Origin of the sequence: Sorangium sp. So ce406, assembly GCF_051474675.1 — a bacterium.
Lineage (GTDB): Bacteria > Myxococcota_A > Polyangia > Polyangiales > Polyangiaceae > Sorangium > Sorangium cellulosum_G.
The window spans coordinates 8,149,411-8,166,573 of sequence record NZ_CP150340.1; the positions used below are offsets into that span (position 1 = coordinate 8,149,411).

Consider the following 17,163-nt stretch of genomic DNA (forward strand, 5'->3'; position numbering starts at 1 on the left):
AAGCGATGAGAAGCAAGCGCGCTGCACGATGGTGGGCGGCGTCGGCCTTCATGGCCAGCGGTTGTACGGCGCTTTTGGGGCTCGATGCGGACTATCACCCGGTGGAGACCGGCGACGCAGGCTCCGGCGGCCAGGATACCGGCTCCGGCGGCGGAGACACAGGCCACGGCGGCGACGACAGCGCGGGCCCAGGCGGCGGCGGCCATGGCGGCAGCGGAGAGTGCACCCCCAGCAACGCGCGGTGCACGGACAACCGGGTGCAGCGGTGCAGCGATCTCGGGCAGTGGGGCACACCGGAGGCGTGCCCTGCAGAAGCGCCCGTGTGCCGCGGGGGGACGTGCACGGCGCCGCCGAGCTGCGACGGGCTGCCCTCCACGTGCGGGCCAGGGAGCGCCGAGAGCTGCTGCGCGACCGCGATGATCCCCGCGGGGAGCTTCGATCGCAGCAACAATCCGGAGTTTCCGGCCACGGTGGGCGGCTTCTTGCTGGATCGCTTCGAGGTGACGGTGGGGAGGTTCCGGAAGTTCGTGGAGGCGTATCCCGGGAGCCAGCCAGTCGCCGACGCGGGGGCGCACCCGGGCATCCAGGGCAGCGGGTGGAATCCCGCCTGGAGCAGCGAGCTGCCCGCGGACGCGGCGGCGCTGAGGGCCGCGGTGACGTGCGCTCCGGACAACCCGGACATGCCCACGTGGACCGATGCTCCCGGCGCGTACGATCACCTGCCGATGAACTGCGTGAGCTGGTACGTCGCCGCCGCGTTTTGCGCGTGGGACGGGGGCCGGCTGCCGACGGAAGCCGAGTGGAACTACGCGGCAGCCGGAGGGAGCGAGCAGCGGCAGTATCCGTGGTCGAGCCCGCCGGAGTCGACGGACATCGACGCGAGCTATGCGTCGTATGATTGCCGCGAGAGCGCGGCGCCGGGCTGCACGTTCCAGAGCGATCTCTCGGACATCGTGCCTGTCGGGTCCTTCTCGCCGAGGGGCGACGGGCGGTGGACGCAGGCCGATCTCGGCGGGAGCATGCGGGAGTGGGTGCTGGACGGGTTCGGCGACTACCCGTCCCCGTGCGTCGATTGCGCGAACTTGACCGACACCGCGGAGCGGGTGGTCCGCGGCGGGAGCGCGTTCGGCAAGCCGAACTTCCTGCTGTCGTCCGAGCGCGTCAACGTCGCGCCCGCGACCGTCTACTACAGCATCGGCGTCCGGTGCGCGCGGACGCCGTAGCGCGCCGCGCTCAGGCGAAGAAGTCGAACGACGTGCCCGCGCCCTTGCTGCGCGCGGCGGCGTAGACGACGCGGGCGAGCGCGACGTCCTGGATCGCGAGCCCTGTCGAGTCGAACACCGTGATGGCCGCGTCGCCGCGCCCGGCGAGCTTGCCCGCGACGATCTCGCCGATCGTGCCCTGGATGTGCTCGCGGTGCAGGGCGCCCGCGTGCAGCGGCACGTTGACCTCGCCGCTCTCGGTCGCCTGCGCCCAGTCGTCGATGATCACGCGCGCGTCCCGGAGGATCTCCGGATCGAGCTCCTGCTTGCCGGGCGCGTCGGCGCCCATCGCGTTGATGTGCGCCCCCGACCGGACCCACGCGCGCTGCACGACCGGCGCGCGCGCCGGCGTCGAGGTGCAGAGGATGTCGCAGCCCGAGGCCTCTTCCGTCGAGACGGCGCGCCCGCCCGCCTCGGCCGCGAACCGCTCGCTCGCCTCGCGCGACACGTCCGCGGTGAGCACCTCCAGCCGATCGCCGTAAACGGCGCGGTGGGCGTCGAGGAGGAAGCGCGCCTGCACGCCGCAGCCGATGAAGCCGAGGGTCCGGGGGTTCGGCCGCGCGAGGTGCTTCGACGCGATCGCCGCCGCCGCGCCGGTCCGCACCGCCGTGAGGCGGGTCGCGTCCATCACCGCGAGGGGCGTCGCCGTGGCCGGGTCGCTGAGGAGATAAAGCCCCCTGACGCACGGCAGGCCGAAGCGCGCGGGGTTCTTCGGGTGGGAATTGACCCACTTCACCCCGGCCGATCCGTCGACGTAGGCCGGCATCGCACGGAGATCGCCGTCGTGGGCCGGGAGCCCCAGGTACACCTTCGGCGGCATCGCGGCCTCGCCTCGGCCGTACGCCGCGAACGCCGCCTCCACGGCGGTGATGGCCGCCTCCATGGAGAGGAGGGAGGCCACATCGGACTGGGAGAGGAGCAGTGTTTTCTCGGGCGTCATCGTGCGCGAACGTACGCCAGCGCTCCGCCGAACGCACGCGATCCGGCCGCGGATGGGCGCGCTGGCACGCTCGGCGCGCCGCCTCTCCGCGGGGGTCACGGCGCAGCTCGGCGCACACGCCGCGTCCGGGAGCGCGGATGAGATTGCGGAGGACACGACAGAGGGGTTGGCAGGCGATGCTGTTGCGCCGAAGATGGCGTGGCGCTGCGGCGTGGGGTGCGGTTCACCTCGCGTCCCGACAATCTGTTTCTGGTGGAGCGGGTGGATGAACATACGACTCGTGGCAGGTCTCTTTGTGCTCGCGCTCTCGACGACCGCCGGGTGTGGCGACGATGACGGTGAAGGTGGCAGTGGCGGCTCCGGTGGTGCCGGTGGCATCGACGTGACAGGCAGCGGCACCGGCGGGTCGGACGCGACCAGCACCGGCAGCAGCGGTGGCGCCGGGCCCACCGGCACCGGTAGCGCCACCGGCTCTGGCGGCGCCGAGCCCACCGGCACCGGTAGCGCCACCGGCTCTGGCGGCGCCGAGCCCACCGGCACCGGTAGCGCCACCGGCTCTGGCGGCGCCGAGCCCACCGGCGGCACCACCGGCTCTGGCGGCGCCGAGCCCACCGGCACCGGTAGCGCCACCGGCTCTGGCGGCGCCGAGCCCACCGGCGGCACCGGCGGCGCCACCGGCTCTGGCGGCGCTGAGCCCACCGGCACCGGTAGCGCCACCGGCACTGGTGGCGCTGAGCCCACCGGCGCCACGGGCACTGGTGGCGCCGAGCCCACTGGCGCCACGGGCACTGGCGGCGCCGAGCCCACCGGCGCCACCGGCTCTGGTGGCGCTGAGCCCACGGGAACCGGCGTCACCGGCTCTGGCGGCGCTGAGCCCACGGGAACCGGCGGCGTCACCGGCTCTGGCGGCGCTGAGCCCACGGGAACCGGCGGCGTCACCGGCTCTGGCGGCGCCGAGCCCACGGGAACCGGCGGCGCCACCGGCTCTGGCGGCGCTGAGCCCACCGGCGCTGGTGGCGCCGAGCCCACCGGCGGCACCGGCGGAGGTCCCTCCACCATCTACGGCGCCGCGTGCGCCGACCACGAGGCCTGCGCCGGCGAGTACTGCATCACGGAGACCGAATGGGGATGGCCGTCCGGCTCCTGCGCGAGCCCGTGCGATCCCGCCGTGGGCGCGTGCTCCGAGGGCGGCGTCTGCGTCGATTTCGGCGAGGGCGTGGGCCTGTGCGTCCTCAGGTGCAGCGGACCGGACGCGTGCCGTGACGGCTACACATGCAGCGAGATTGTCGACGGAATCACCGCGTGCACCCCGGCGTGCACCGACCACGCGCAGTGCACGGAGGTCGGCATGTGCGACCCGTTCGACAGCACCTGCAAGCCGGGCGAGGCGGCGTGCGCCGACGGCGTGGACGACGAGGGCGACGGCCTGACCGACTGCGCGGACCACGACTGCAGCGCGACCTGCGGCCCGATCGCCGACGCAGCCTGCGCGGACGCCGCGGCCGTGACGACGACGACGACAATCGAGGGCGACACGTCGACCGGCACGAGCGTGTTCCAGGCGAGCTGCACGGGCGGCGGGCCTGAGCAGCTCCACCTGTTCAGGCCGCCCGCAGGCCAGTCCGGCACGCTCCTCGTCGTGCTCCAGTCGGAGAGCGATCACGGGCTCTATGCCCGCACGGTGTGCACGAACAGCTTCGCCGAGATCGACTGCAATGACGAGTACGCCGCCACGGACACCCGTCTCGAGGAGGAGGAGCTCGAGCTCGTCGTGCACAGGGACGAGGCGGTCCCGATCTTCGTCGACGCCTACTCCCCGGACGACGCTGGGCCGTACACGCTCGACTTCGTGTTCTCTCCGGCCATCTGCGGCGACGGGATCATCAGCCAGCCCGAGGAGTGCGACGACCGCAACACCACGAGCGGCGACGGCTGCTCGGCCGAGTGCACCCTGGAGCTCGACGATGCCTGCGCCGACGCGCTCCCGGCCGTCCTCGGCGACAACCAGGGCGACACGTCGACCGGCACGAGGCTGTTCAACGGCACCTGCTTCACGCGCGGGATGCCGGAGAAGATCCACACGTACATGCCGCCGAGCGACGGCACGCTGACGCTGGCGCTGTCCTCCGCGACCGACCTCGGGCTCTACGTGCGGACGAGCTGCGCGGACGCGGACTCCCAGATCCGGTGCGAGGACAGCGCGGCCGCCGGCCGCGTCGAGAGGCTCGAGCTCGATGTCGACGGCGGCGCGCCCCTCTTCATCTTCGTCGACACGTACAGCGTGGCGGACGCCGGGCGGTACACGCTCAACCTCGCGTTCACGCCCGCCCGCTGATCCCCGGCGCCGCGCCACGGGCGCGCCCGGAGCGCCCTCGCGTCGGGGCGGATGAGCTACGCTGCGCGCGTGCTCGCCCCCCTCCGTTCAGCCCGGTCATCTCCCCGCAAGCTCCTGCTCGCCGCCGCGGCGCTCGCCGCATGCGCCTGTCAGCCGGCGCCCGCGCGCCCCCCGGAGGCCGCGCCGGCCCCCTCCAGCGCGGCCGACGCCCCGCCCGCGGCTCACGACGCCGCCGGCCCGGCGCCGCAGCCCGCGCCGCCGCCAGGCGGCGACGGCGCCGCGCAGCCTCCTGCGGCGGCCGCGGGCGACGGCGCCGCCGAGATCGCGCTCGACGGCAGGTCTCCCGTGAAGCTCGCGCCGCCGCCGTTCGGCCAGACGCTCGTGCGGCCCGCGCCGGCCGGAGGCTCCGCCGCGCCGCGCCTCGTGAAGGTCGCCGAGCAGAAGAACGCGATCACGGACGCGGCGGCATGGTTCACCAGGAATGGCCTCTCGCTGCCGACCCTGCAGGTGCCGAGCGCCCCCCAGAGCGACGCCGGCGCCCTCCCCTCCTTCGTTCCCGCCCGCTACCGCAAACATGCGCTCGTTAAGGCGATCGATCACGGAGACCACCTCGCGCTGCTCTACGGCCCGAGCTTCAACGACGCGCGCCTCGTCGCGATCGTCGACGCCGCGCGCAAGGTCGTCGCCTTCCTCGACTTCGAGAGCTACCTCACGCCCCCCGAGATCGCGCCCGGGGAGGCCGAGTTCGTCCAGGGTCACGTCGGCTGGGCCGTGGCCAGGGACGGTGTGCTCTACGTCTCGTCGGGCCACAGGACGTACGCGGCCTCGTCGAAGGGCAAGAACGCATTCCTCTCGGCGATCGATCTCGCCTCGGGGCAGCTCCTCTGGCAGAGCGCGCCGCTCGTCTGCAACGCCGAGAACTTCGTGCTCCACGGAGATCACCTCCTCTGCGGATACGGCTTCACGGCGGAGCCGGACTTCCTCTATGTCCTCGAGCGCGCCACCGGCAAGGTGGTCTCGAAGCTCCCGCTCAAGAGCGGGCCTGAATACCTCGTCGAAAAGGAAGGCAAGCTCTTCGTCCGCACATACGATACGGATTACGTCTTCGATATCCGCTGAAGCCACGCCTCGGTTGCGCCTCGGTTCGGCTGACGCCGGGCGAGCGGGGCGCTATGCCCCACGCGCCAGCTGCTCCGCCCGGGGCCAGGCGACGCTGCGAGCGATCGCCCTCGTGCTCGCCCCCCGGCGCCGGGCCGACGACGCGCCGTGCGCACTGCTCCCGATCGGCACGGCATCCCGGCACGGCAGGCGGACCGCCGCGTCGCCGGCGTCCTGGGGCGGCGCGCCGCGGTGGGGCCGGTCCTCGCTGCCCCGCGTGGCGGAGCTCGTCCGCCGAGCGCTTGCCCCGCGCTCCTGGACCGGACGGGCGCGTGGAACGCGATGAAATGCAACGGAATGGCGCGAGACGCCCCGTGTGTCGCAAACTGCCCCAGGGGAGCACGCGCGCCGTCGCGCTCGCCGCATCCCCGGCGCCGGCCTGGAGATTCACGAGGGACGCAAGAACCTGCTCCTGTCACGCAGAGCTTGCGCCGCCAGGACCGCGCCCGGCGTCGGTCAACGGCGGAGCCCGCTGCCAGCGCGCTGTCTCACGGCTGAGCGACCGTGGCAGCGAACTTGCACCCGTGTGGTTTGAGCACACACGAGGGTTTCATGGTCGCAAAGAACCATCACGCGGGCCCTGCGCAGCAGGCGAAGCAGAAGTGAGGGGGCCCGGCTGCTGCACGATGCCGTCCACGTCGACCTGGCGGCCCCGGAGCGGCGCCCGCCCCGGGCTACCGCGCGGCGGGTCGCGAGGTCGGTACATTCCCTGGTGCCCAGGTCCGACGCACCGCGCGTGGCCTGGAATCGGCGGGTGCGGCGCAGCGACCCACAGCGACTTGCCGTGACGCGTCCCATCGACGCGGGATGAAAGGAGCGATAATGCAACTGGAGCTCACGTTCCGACATATCGACAAAAGCCCTTCTCTCGAGGAGCTGATCCGGGAGCAAGCGACCAAGATTCAGCGCTTCAACGACCACATCAACAGCTGCGCGGTGGTGGTGGAGCGCGACCACGCGAGCCAGGGCACGGGAGGAGAGTACCGCGTGCGCGTCGACCTCCACGTGGCCGGCAAGCAGGAGATCGTGAGCGAGGAGCGGGCCGCCAGGAACCTGCTGCCGACGGCGGTGCGCGACGTGTTCCAGCGCGCGGGTCGGCAGCTCAAGAAGCTCGCGAGCGAGCAGCGGAGCGAGGTGAAGGCGCACCCGGCGCAGGACACGTCCGGCGTGATCACGAAGCTGTTCGGCGACTACGGCTTCATCACGACGATCGACGGCCGGGAGATCTATTTCCACGAGCGCAGCATCCTCTCGGCCCCGTTCTCCGAGCTGAAGATCGGCATGGGCGTCGCCTACACCGAGGAGGACGGCGACAAGGGCCCTCAGGCGAGCACGGTGCGGATCGTGGACGCGCGCGGCGGCAACCGCGGCCGCGAGGAGATACCGACCCTCAGCTAGTCCAGCCGGCCTCGTGAACGAGGCGCGGCGCCGCGCACGGGAACGAGCGCGGCGCCGCGCTCATATCGTCGTGCCGCGCGGCAACCTCGGGAGCGGCGACGGCATGGGCATCGAGTCACGCGGGGGCGCGGCCGGCGGCGTCGCGCTCTCCTCCTCTCCCCGAGGCTCTCCCCGAGGAGCGACGCCGCTCTCGTCCGCCGGGACATCGGGCTGCGGCGGCGGCGCCCTGCGCTGCCTCGCGATGCACTCCTCCCGCGCCTCCCTCAGCGCGTCGATCCGCTCGGCGGCCTCCTCGAGCCTGCGCTCGAGCGAGCCCACGCGCGCCGATTCGCGCCGCAGCTCCGAGAGCACGGCCCTGAGCTCCTGCTCCCTCGACCGGAGCGCCGCCCTCGCCCGCTCGCCGTCGGCCTCGGTCCGCTCGAGCCGCCCGAGGAGGCGCTCGCGGTCGATCTCGAGGCCGGCGATCTCGCGCTCCAGGGCGCTCTTCGACTGCTCGTAGCGCGCGTCGGCCTCCGCCTTCGCGGCGGACGCGGCCTGGGCCGCGCGCCTCGCGCGGAGCTCGGCGTGCTCGGCCAGGAGCTTCGCCTCGGTCATGGCGTCCCTCGCGGAGTTGGCGCTCCGCGCGGCGTCGCTCGCCTCCATCGCGAGGGCGAGCGCCTCCTCGGTGGCGCGCTGCGCCTCGGTCATCTTCGCGAGCGCCTCCTGCGCGGACGCGTTCGCGGCCGCCTCGAGCCGGCTGTGCTCCCGCGCGGCGCGCTCCGCGGCCTCGGCCGTCTTCCGCGCCCGCGTCGCGTGCATCCAGAACACGGTGGTCGTCGCGACCATGCCCATCAGCACGACCACGCCGAGGGCGAGCAGCGCCCGCGTGAGGCGCTCGCGGCGCGCCTCCGCCGCGGTGGCCGCGTCCAGGAAGCCGCGCTCCGGGCCGGAGAGGTCGTCGATGTCGCGCGCCCACGCGGCCAGCTCGTGCAGCGCCTTGCCGCGCGGCAGGAGCCTCGGCGCCTTCCCGCCGGCGACCCACCTCGAGAGCGCCTCGTCGAACTCCCGCTTCGCCCGGCCGAGCCGGTGCAGCGCGGCCGCGACCGCCGCCATCCGTGGCCGCGCCTCGGGATCGAACGACAGCACCGTGTGGACGAGGGCCACGAGGTCCGGCGGCGTCGCGGCGCCCATCGGCGGCGGCCACGCCCCGGTGGACGCGTCGGGCGTCTGGCCCTCGAGCAGCTCGTAGAGGATGACGCCGAGCGAGTAGACGTCCGCCTTGACGTCGACGCTGCCGGAGTGGCGCTCCTGCTCGGGCGCCATGTAGCTCCTCGTCCCGAGGCCCCACACGCCCTCCTGCGTGAACGGCATCGTGGGCTGCCCCGCGCCCCCGCTGCGCGGCGCGCAGGGCTCGATGGACGCGCGCGCCCCCCCGAACGACGCCGCCTCCGGCGGGAGCTCCGCCGGCGCGGCGGACGCCGCCGCGGGCGGGATCTCCACCGGCGCCGCGGACGCCGCCTCGGGCTGGATCTCCACCGGCGCGGGGAGGATCGCGGGCCTGCCGAGGCTCACGAGCGGGAGGCTCCGGAGCGCGTCCTCCTCGCGCGCGTCGAGGTCTGCGGCGGCGCTCCCGGCGCCTGTCGTGGCCACCAGCGTGGGCGCCGGCTGCGCGGAGAGCTCGGTGCGGATCGCGGGCGCGGACACCGAGGCGACGGGGCCGGTCCCGTCGAGCTCCACGACCTCGGGGAGACCGCCCCAGAGGACCTTGGCGATGCCGAAATCGAGGATCTTGACGCGGCTGCCCCCGGGCGCGAGCTCGTCGTCGACCACCATGATGTTCTCCGGCTTGAGATCGCGGTGGACGACCCTGGACGCGTGGGCCGCGGCCATGGCCGACGCGATCTGGTAGCCGAGCCGCACGACCTGCCGGGGCCGATCCGCGGGCGGCACCGCCTGCACCCAGTCGCGCAGGCCGCGCCCATCGAGGTACTCCATCACGATGTACGGCGAGCCGTCCTCGAGCTCGCCGGAGTCGAAGACACGGACGATGCCCGGGTGGTTGATGATGTTGACGGCGATCGCCTCCTGCCGGAAGCGGGCCACGACGTCCGGCCGGCGGGCGTAGTCGCCGAGCAGCACCTTGATCGCCGCCCGCGCGCGCGTCTTCGCGTGCCGCGCCCGGAACACCCGCCCCATGCCGCCCCGCCCGAGCTCGCCCTCGATCAGCCACCCGCGCAGGGCCGCGGGGACCGGCGCGGGCTCGTCCTCGACGCGGTCGCTGGCCGGGCGCATCTCCATGCCCGTCCATCCTGCACCCGCCGGTTTGCCGGCGGAAGCCCCGACGCGCGCCGGCGCGCCACCCCCACCCGCGCGGTGGCGGGTCCGCGGCGCGCCGGCGTGCGGCGCTCAGCTCATCCCTGGCTCGCGCAGTAGCCTGCCCACGCCTCCGGGATACGCCGCTCGCTCAGGCCGAAGACGGGCGCCGGCGGCAGCCACTTCGGCTTCACCGGGGCGCGGAGCAGCTTCATGCCTGCCTGCTCCGGCGTCCGTCCTCGCTTGGTCGAGTTGCACGCGTAGCAGGAGGCAACGATGTTGTCCCAGACGGTCTTGCCGCCCTGCACGCGCGGGATGACGTGATCGTAGTTGAGCTCGCGGGGCTCCTTCTTCACGCCGCAGTACTGGCAGCGGAATCCGTCGCGCAGGAGGACGTTGGTCCTCGTGAACCGCACGCCGCGCTTCATCTGCAGCGTCGGCCGCTTCAGCCGCACCACCGCGGGCGCCTTGATGGAGAGCGAGGGCGACCGGATGACGTCGTCATATTCCTCGAGGATCTCCACCTTGCCCAGGAAGCTCATCGTGACAGCGGTCTGCCAGGGGATGACCTTATGGGGCACCATCCATGGCGTCAGGAGCAGCGTCTGCGCGGTCATGGCTCACCTCGATCGTCTCTTTCTCTTCATGATGTGACTCCACGTTGCGTGCAATTCGTACGTTCGAACGGCGCGACGGGTGCGTTCGACGCGCACATTCGATCGGTGCCCGGGGAGGGACTCGAACCCCCAGTCAGCTGGTTCTAAGCCAGCAGCGTTTGCCGTTTCGCCACCCGGGCAGGGTGTCACCGGTGGGACTCGAACCCACATACCCCGAAGGGCGCAGGATCTCAGCCTGCCACGTATGCCGTTCCGTCACGGTGACGTCCGCGCGTCGCGGTCGAGGCGTCGCCTCGCCGCGGTCTGGGTGGAGGGATTCGAACCCCCAGTCCCCGGCTCCCGAAGCCGGTGCTCTACCAGGTTGAGCCACACCCAGGATTCTGGTGAATGATGGCAGGCTCGCCCGCTCGGGCGCGGGCACCCGAAGGTGCACGCAGGCGAGCGGAGCGGCCCGGTGTCCCCAGCGGGATTCGAACCCGCGTCTCCGGAGCGAAAATCCGGCCGCCTGGGCCGCTAGCGAGATGGGGACGTGAAAAAAAGGAGGCGGGCCGCCGGGCGCCGCGCGGCCGCACGACGTGCGGCTCGCCGGACGGCGGCCCGCCTCGGCAACGAGACGAACGAACGGGCAAGTTGCGCCGTGGGAGTCCATTGAGAGCGGTAACCCACGGACTTCGGCCCGTTCGGTGGAGCGACGAGGGGTCGAACCTCGATCCCTGCCCGGCGAGGGCAGTATTCTCCCGGTTGAACCATCGCCCCGACCCATGATGCTCGCGTCAGATCTTCATCGCGGTCTCCTCGTCCCTTGGACGGCCTTCCACCGATAGCATTGGCTTCATTTTACATTTTTCTCCGTTGGTGCGATCGCCTTGGCACTGCGCAAAGGGTTACCCCTGACCCATGAGAATGAGAGGAGAAAGAGAGAATGAACCACAGAGGCACAGAGGGCACAGAGGAGAGAGAGAGAGAGAAGAAATTTTTTTATTCTTCTCTTTTCTCTCCCCTCTGTGCCCTCTGTGCCTCTGTGGTTCAAATCTCTCTCCCCACGAAACAGGAACAACCCTGGCGCCCCCGAGGAGGATCGAACTCCCCTCACCTGATCGACAATCAGGCTGCCTCACCAGATGCATACGAGGGCAACGACAGCGCCGCTGGCGGGGTTCGAACCCGCGACATCCCAATTAGGATAACCGTCCTCCTGCGGCCCGGAACGGGCAAAGGGGCGGAGAACGGCGTCAGGTGCTCTCCCGGCTGAGCTACAGCGGCAAGGTGGGGACATCATGACGATGTCCCGCGAGAGGGGCCCCTCACGGCGCCCCGCGCGTGACGGACGGGCCGGCGGAGCCCGTCCGTCACGTTGTCTGTCACGCAGCACCCCGGGTGAAATCCGCCATCACCTGGGGGGCCGCCCCGTCGAAGCCCACGACATCGAGCATGCCGGGGTCCGTGGGGTCGGCGATCGAGAAGCCGGTCGACGTCATGCCGACGACGACCAGCCTGGCCGGTCGGCCCATCGCCTGCCGGTAGTCCCTGAGCGCCTGAAACGGGTGCACTTCCCCCGCCCAGGTCTCGTTGTCCGTGTAGACGACGAACGTGTCGACCTCCACCCGGTTCCGCTTCGCCCAGAGCATCGGCAGCGCGCAGTCGGTGCCGCCGAAGGGCAGGCCATTGACCACGCGCAGCACGTCGTCGAGCCGCTGCTTCGGCGAGACCGACAGCGGCGTGAGGCCGGGAGCTCCCCCGCCCCACCTGCCGCCGTACCCGCCCGACGCGGCCGTCGTGAAGGCGACCACGGCGACCTCGCGCTCGAGCCTCGCCGTCGCCATGGCCATGGCCGCGCTCGCCACGCGCGGCGTCAGGCCAGGGACGCCAGCGATCTGGCCGCTGGTCATCGATCCGGAGACGTCGAGCGCCAGGAGGTGCTTCTTCCCGGTCGGCTCGACGGCCCGGAACGCGAGGTAGAACGCCTCGTCGAGCGCGTCGACGATCTCGCGGACCGGCTTCCACGAGAGCGCGCCGTCGCGCCGGCGGGCGCGCTCGCCGTGGCCCTGCTCGTAGACCTTGAGGGCCGAGAGCACGGCGACCGGGTGGACCCGCGCCGCGGCGAGGCGCGCGGCGTCGGTGAGCTGCCGCGCCGCCCTGCGGGACGCGTCGCTCATCGGCGAGAGCAGGCCGATCGCGGTCATCTTGCCCAGGTTCCGGATCAGCGCCGTCTGGGGCATGTGCTCGAGCAACGCCTCCCAGACCGCGGGGTCGTTCTTCCACTCGGTCTGGAGCATCTCGTGCGTGAAGCGATGCTGCCGGATCAGCGCCGTCACCTGCTTCCGGTTCGTCGCCGCGCGGAGCGACTCGAACGCGCGCACCGCGTCCGGCAGCGCCTCCGGACGCAGCGCCTTGCCGCGCGCCGACGCCTTGCCGAGCGCCTCGACGCCGCCGACCATCCAGCGGTACAGGGCGTCATGCTGCGGGCTCGGCGCGACCGGATGCGCGAGCCGCAGGAGATCGCGGTGGCTGAAGCCGTCGCGCTGCCGGTACTTGATCGCCTGATAGGCGAGCCTGTCGGCGGGCTTCTCGTTGTACCAGGCAGCGACCGCGGACCGGAGCGCGCGGCCCCACCTCCGGAACCCCTGCACGTCGCGGGCGAAGTGGAAGAGATCCGTCCCCGTGCGGCACACCTCGGGCAAGGCCCCGAGGGCGGCCTTCCGGGTCTCGACCTTCGCGTCAGCCGCGGCGATCGCGAGGGCGAAGATCGCAGGCGCGTTCTTCGGCGCTCGCCCCGAGCGGCTGACATCGACGATGCGCTGCACGGCGCGAGGCCCGTCCGCGGCGAGGCAGGCCTCGACGGCGCGGGCGTTCTCCACCGTGAGCTTCCGCTCGCTCGCGTAGTAAGTCCCCCCCTCGGCGCCGAGGATGAGCCAGCGGTCGAGCCTCGCCCACTCGTCGAGGGCGAAGGCGTAGCCACCGGCGCTGTTCTTCACCTGGTCGGCGCGGGCCCTCTGCCGCTGCGGCGTGAGCAGCGCGGCGAAGTGCTTCAGATAATTGGCCATGACACCACCTCCGGCCCGATGAACCGGGCAAAAAGAGGACGGATAAGAGCTGCGCGCTCGGGTCCATCTGCCAAAGATAACCGAGCGCTGTCGACCCGTCCTGGGTGGGCGTACGGGGATCGAACCCGTCTTCGCAGGGTCACAACCTGCCCTCTTCACCAGAAGAGTAACACCCACGCAAGCCCTGGCTCCGGCGGGAGGAATCGAACCTCCAACCACCCGCTTAACAGGCGGGGGCTCTACCATTGAGCTACGCCGGAACATGAAGGCGCAGCGCGCCTTCATCTACATTGCAAACCCAGGTTGTCACAGATCGAGCGACCCCTCCGCCGGCGCAGCGGCGCAGGCGCGGGGTCGGCGCCGAGAATGCACGACGCAGCCACTCACTTTCGATTCGAATGCTTCCAGCGCATGCTCTACCGCGCCTCCTTTCTTCGGGCGCACCCCTCCCGCGCCGCAGCGCGCGACGACATCGCACGTGCGCAAGCAACACAACCCCTCTCCCGACGAGCCTTCAGCCCACAGCGCACGGCGCGCCGCGGCCCACAAGGCGCGTACAGCCCATCAGCAACCTGCAGCCCAGCAACAGCCCGCAGCCCACGAGGGCGAACAGCCCCCAGCGGTCTACAGCCCGCAACGGGCAACCGGCTTCACGAACCCCCAGAACGCCGAAGGCCGCCTGGGTTTCCCGAGGCGGCCTTCGCGAACGTCGTCGATCGACGCGTGCTGAGCTGCCTCTAGGCGCTATCTTCCGGGTTTCCGAGCTTCCGCGACAGGCGGAGGCCGCAGGAATGGCCGGGGTTGTGCGCCAAGGAATCGCCACCCTGCAGATGCTCCCATCCCACGACCGCGCCGGGCGTACCCGCCTTGGGCCGGATGGTGATGAGCTGCGTTTTGTCGGGGCGGCTGAACATAACGAATCCTTGAGTGCGCAATGAGTACTCCCCTCTGAGGGGCCGTGCAACAGAAAAGTTCCTCGAGTCGATTCTTTTTTTCGATGCCTTCGATACCGGAGCTCGTCCGGCCCCGGCACGGCTCAGCGCAATCGAGGAATCCCGCGGCTTTCCGGAGGTTTGCCTGCAATATGCCGCGGGCGGGGGCGGGCTCCGTGACCAGGAGTCATGGGACACGGCGTCGAGAGGTGGTCTGCGCGAAGCACACCTCGTGCCCTATCGGACGTGGGCGGCGTCAGCGTCGAGCCGGAATCGCTCGTTGCACTCGGCGCCAGAGACCACCACGTGACCGCCCTCCACCTTCACGTCGACTGCGCTGCCCTCCGGCCAGCGCAGCGCCACGATCGCGCGGCCGGTGCGGGCGTCGTAGAACGTCCGCTCATGGTGGCTCACGCCGTCGCGGCAGCGCTGCTCCTCGTTGGGCTCGCCGTCGAAGACCGCGCCGGCGCCGCTGAAGAAGCCGTCGACAACGAGCAGCCCCCCGTCGGTCGAGCCGTTCACGCTGCGGATCCCCTGACAGCGCGCGGGCCAGCCCCCCGAGTGACCGCCGTTCGCGACCACGAACCCCGCTGGCTTGCGGGGGAAGACCACATGGTTGCGGAAGTAGGTGTACGTCCCGTACTCGCGAGGGAAGATCCACGGCGGGTCGCCGCCGCAAGGGCGCTCGCTCACGCTCCTCCCCTCGGGGCCGCACACGCTCGCTCGCGCTGCGGCCTCGCTCGTCACCTCGCGCGGCGGGCCGGGCTCCTCCTCGGCGGGGCCGACCAGCGCGAGGAGATCGATCCAGCTCGGCACGAGGACGGCGCCCTCAATGCCGGCCTTGCGGACCTCCACGGCGCACATCGACCTTCCGGCGAGCTTGCCGCGCGTCGCGGGCGACGGCCTGAGCACGTGCGCGTTCGCGTAGGCGACCCGCGCCGCCTCCGGGTCACCGGCCTTGTCGCGCAGGAGCCCGAGGTTGAACCAGATCTGCGAGCGGAGCTCGGGGTCGCCGGCGCCCGCGAGCGCCGCGGTGAAATCGCCCTCCGCCGCGTCGCTGTCGCCGTCGCCGAGGTGCGCGAAGCCCCGCTCCGCGAGCGCCCGCGCGTCGGTCGGCGCCGCGGCGAGAGCGTCGTTGAAGGCCTGAATGGCCGCGTGATACCCCCGCTCCCGGGTCGCGAGCCTGCCTCTCGCCATCGCGGCCTTGTACGCCGCGACGGCCTGCTTCTCCTTCTCGGTGAGCGGGCGCGCGCCCGGCGCCGGCAGGGAGGGCGGCGCCGCCGACGACGCCGTCGACGCCGAGGGCGCGGCGCTGCTGCTCACGGACGCGGCGGCGGGGGCCGAGCTCGCCGCGGCGGGCGGCGCGCCCTCGGCGGTCGGCCTCGGGGGCTCGCCGCGGCGACACCCCGCGACGGCGCACGCCGCGACGAGACCGAGGACGAGGCGCCTCTCTGAAGCGCGCGATCTGCCAGCGTCCTTCATGGTCCCGGCGGCGGCTTCGTTGCCTAAAGCGTATCGAGTTCGAGCATGCATCAGCTTCATCGCCTGTCCCACGTCACATGACCACAGCGCGCGACAGGGCACTACAGGGCGCCGATGCGCGCCGCGGTCGCCTCGGCGGAGCGCACGGCGGCGTCGATGCCCGAGCCATGGAACGCCGAGCCGGCGAGGAGCACGCCGCTGCCGGCGAGCGCCTGCTCGACCTCGCGGACGCGCGCCGCGTGGGCGGGGGTGGAGACCGGCAGCGCGCTCGGCCAGCGCGAGACCCACGCGCGCTCCGCGGGCCCGCGCACGGGCAGCACGCGCGCGAGCGACGCCTCGGCGCGCGCCGTCCAGGCGGCGTCGTCCAGCGCCGCGAGGTCCGCCGGCTCGGGGCGGAAGAAGAGGCGCAGCGCGACGTGGCCGGCCGGGGCGCGGCCCGCGAACTTCGAGGTCGTGAACGTGCACGCGCGGAAGCCGTGCGCCTGGTGAGCGGCGGCGACGATGAACCCGGTGCCGTCGAGCGGGTGCTCGATCGCGGCGCGCGGGTACGCGAGCGAGACCGTCACGCTGGAGAGCGTCTCGGCGTCGCGCAGCGGCCGCGCCGGCTCGCCGAGCAGCGCGGCCGCGCCGGCGGCGCTCGTGGCGATCACCGCCGCGTCGGCGTCGATCTCGCCCCCGCCGGCGAGCGAGAGCCTGAGGCCGCCGCCCGTCCGCGCGAGCGACGCGACCGCGGCGGAGAGGCGCACGTCCACGCGCCCATCGCCGACGACGCGCGCGAGCGTGTCCGTGAGCTGCGCCATCCCGAGGCGGAAGGTCCGGATCCCCTTGCCGAGCTCGTCGCGCGGCACCTGGAAGCCGAGGAACGCCGCCGCCTCGCCCGGCGCGAGCTCGCGCAGCGCGCCGTCGAAGCCGAACGACCGCAGCGTCTCCTGGCCGACGAGATCGCCGTCGATGCCGAGCGCGCCCGCGAGCGCGGGGACGGCCTCGCTCCGGGCGATGAACCCCTCGGCGCCGTGCTCCACCACGAAGCCGTCGACCCGCTCGGTCCAGAGCTGCCCCCCGAGCCGCGGCGACGCCTCGACGAGCGTCACCCGGTCGCCCGCCGCCGCCCGCCGGAACGCGACGATGCACCCCGCCAGACCGCCCCCGACGATGGCAATACGTCCCATCGCGCCTCTATACCATGAGGTCACGAGCAAGTAAGGAATCGGGCCGGCGGCGCGCGGCGCGGCGAAGCGGCCTTGAGCGCCGCCTCAGCCGAGCTGCGACAGGAACTTCCTGAGCTGCTGCGCCTCGACCATCGTCATCACCGGGACGAGCCACGCCTCGAGCGAGGTGGTGTCGCGAAACGCCTTCCGGCTCGAGTTGTGCGCGTCCCGGATCAGCCGCTCGACCTGGAGCCCGAGGATCGCGTTCGTCACCGGCAGCAGGTAGGCCGTCCGGTGCACCGTCGCGTTCTGGACGCGCATCATCTCGAGGAACTTCTCCGCGCTCTCCGGCGCGAGCACGTCGACCTGGAGCAGCTCGATGCACACCACAGCCCCGTGCCGGTTCTGGGTCACGATGCCCTGAATCCGGGCGATGCACGCGTCGACCTCGCCAGCCGGGAGCGGCGATGCGAGCCTCACCTCGATGAGGCGACCGGCTTTGTTGTCAACGGAGTACATGAGCGAAATTAACCCTACCGTAGACGTCTGAGCCAG

The 17,163-nt window shown here is 72.2% G+C and carries 11 protein-coding genes and 9 tRNA genes; 4 read left to right on the top strand and 16 right to left on the bottom strand.

The genetic code is table 11. The features are described from left to right. Nucleotides 1–5: 5 nt before the first annotated feature. Entirely contained in the window at nt 6–1,223 is a 1,218-nt protein-coding gene (locus tag WME96_RS30260) for a formylglycine-generating enzyme family protein (RefSeq protein WP_437285071.1), read from the top strand. Between the two features lie 10 nt (nt 1,224–1,233). On the opposite strand, the gene WME96_RS30265 is transcribed toward WME96_RS30260, so the two are convergent. Then, nucleotides 1,234–2,202, bottom strand: coding sequence for an ornithine cyclodeaminase family protein (locus WME96_RS30265; RefSeq protein ID WP_437285072.1), 969 nt, complete (start codon nt 2,200–2,202; stop codon nt 1,234–1,236). A gap of 280 nt (nt 2,203–2,482) precedes the next feature. On the opposite strand from WME96_RS30265, the gene WME96_RS30270 reads away from it, so the two are divergent. The 3 genes from WME96_RS30270 (at nt 2,483) to WME96_RS30280 (ending at nt 7,093) form a co-directional block, all read left to right on the top strand. Beyond that, entirely contained in the window at nt 2,483–4,537 is a 2,055-nt protein-coding gene (locus WME96_RS30270) for a DUF4215 domain-containing protein (RefSeq protein WP_437285073.1), read from the top strand. 69 nt (nt 4,538–4,606) lie between these two features. Then, nucleotides 4,607–5,656 carry a hypothetical protein gene (locus WME96_RS30275; protein ID WP_437285074.1) on the top strand — a complete coding sequence of 350 codons (1,050 nt, stop codon included), beginning with the start codon at nt 4,607–4,609 and terminating at the stop codon, nt 5,654–5,656. A gap of 861 nt (nt 5,657–6,517) precedes the next feature. Further along, nucleotides 6,518–7,093 carry an HPF/RaiA family ribosome-associated protein gene (locus WME96_RS30280; protein ID WP_437285075.1) on the top strand — a complete coding sequence of 192 codons (576 nt, stop codon included), beginning with the start codon at nt 6,518–6,520 and terminating at the stop codon, nt 7,091–7,093. Between the two features lie 60 nt (nt 7,094–7,153). On the opposite strand, the gene WME96_RS30285 is transcribed toward WME96_RS30280, so the two are convergent. From WME96_RS30285 to WME96_RS30355, 15 genes are all read right to left on the bottom strand, one after another. Beyond that, nucleotides 7,154–9,370, bottom strand: coding sequence for a protein kinase domain-containing protein (locus WME96_RS30285; RefSeq protein ID WP_437285076.1), 2,217 nt, complete (start codon nt 9,368–9,370; stop codon nt 7,154–7,156). A gap of 113 nt (nt 9,371–9,483) precedes the next feature. Continuing rightward, the gene (locus tag WME96_RS30290; protein WP_437285077.1) at nt 9,484–10,002 is read right to left on the bottom strand and encodes an HNH endonuclease; all 519 of its coding nucleotides are present in this window, start codon (nt 10,000–10,002) and stop codon (nt 9,484–9,486) included. 106 nt (nt 10,003–10,108) lie between these two features. Next, a tRNA-Leu gene (locus tag WME96_RS30295) sits at nt 10,109–10,181 on the bottom strand. Between the two features lie 4 nt (nt 10,182–10,185). Next, a tRNA-Leu gene (locus WME96_RS30300) sits at nt 10,186–10,267 on the bottom strand. A gap of 37 nt (nt 10,268–10,304) precedes the next feature. Further along, nucleotides 10,305–10,378 (bottom strand) — tRNA-Pro (locus WME96_RS30305). A 79-nt stretch (nt 10,379–10,457) separates the two neighbouring features. Continuing rightward, nucleotides 10,458–10,531 (bottom strand) — tRNA-Glu (locus WME96_RS30310). A 155-nt stretch (nt 10,532–10,686) separates the two neighbouring features. Then, nucleotides 10,687–10,758, bottom strand: a tRNA-Ala gene (locus WME96_RS30315). Between the two features lie 304 nt (nt 10,759–11,062). Further along, nucleotides 11,063–11,137 (bottom strand) — tRNA-Asp (locus WME96_RS30320). Between the two features lie 8 nt (nt 11,138–11,145). Then, a tRNA-OTHER gene (locus WME96_RS30325) sits at nt 11,146–11,265 on the bottom strand. A gap of 98 nt (nt 11,266–11,363) precedes the next feature. Beyond that, nucleotides 11,364–13,046: a TROVE domain-containing protein gene (locus WME96_RS30330; protein WP_437285078.1), complete on the bottom strand. Its 1,683-nt coding sequence runs from the start codon at nt 13,044–13,046 to the stop codon at nt 11,364–11,366. A gap of 101 nt (nt 13,047–13,147) precedes the next feature. Further along, nucleotides 13,148–13,222: transfer RNA gene (locus WME96_RS30335), tRNA-His, on the bottom strand. 9 nt (nt 13,223–13,231) lie between these two features. Then, nucleotides 13,232–13,306, bottom strand: a tRNA-Asn gene (locus tag WME96_RS30340). Nucleotides 13,307–14,215: 909 nt separating this feature from the next. Next, nucleotides 14,216–15,460 (bottom strand): tetratricopeptide repeat protein, encoded by a 1,245-nt coding sequence (locus WME96_RS30345; RefSeq protein WP_437285079.1) that lies wholly within the window; start codon nt 15,458–15,460, stop codon nt 14,216–14,218. Nucleotides 15,461–15,561: 101 nt separating this feature from the next. Then, complete coding sequence (locus tag WME96_RS30350; protein WP_437285080.1) at nt 15,562–16,629, bottom strand: protoporphyrinogen/coproporphyrinogen oxidase; 1,068 nt, start codon at nt 16,627–16,629, stop codon at nt 15,562–15,564. An 84-nt stretch (nt 16,630–16,713) separates the two neighbouring features. Beyond that, nucleotides 16,714–17,127 (bottom strand): hypothetical protein, encoded by a 414-nt coding sequence (locus WME96_RS30355; RefSeq protein WP_061617455.1) that lies wholly within the window; start codon nt 17,125–17,127, stop codon nt 16,714–16,716. Nucleotides 17,128–17,163 lie beyond the last annotated feature (36 nt).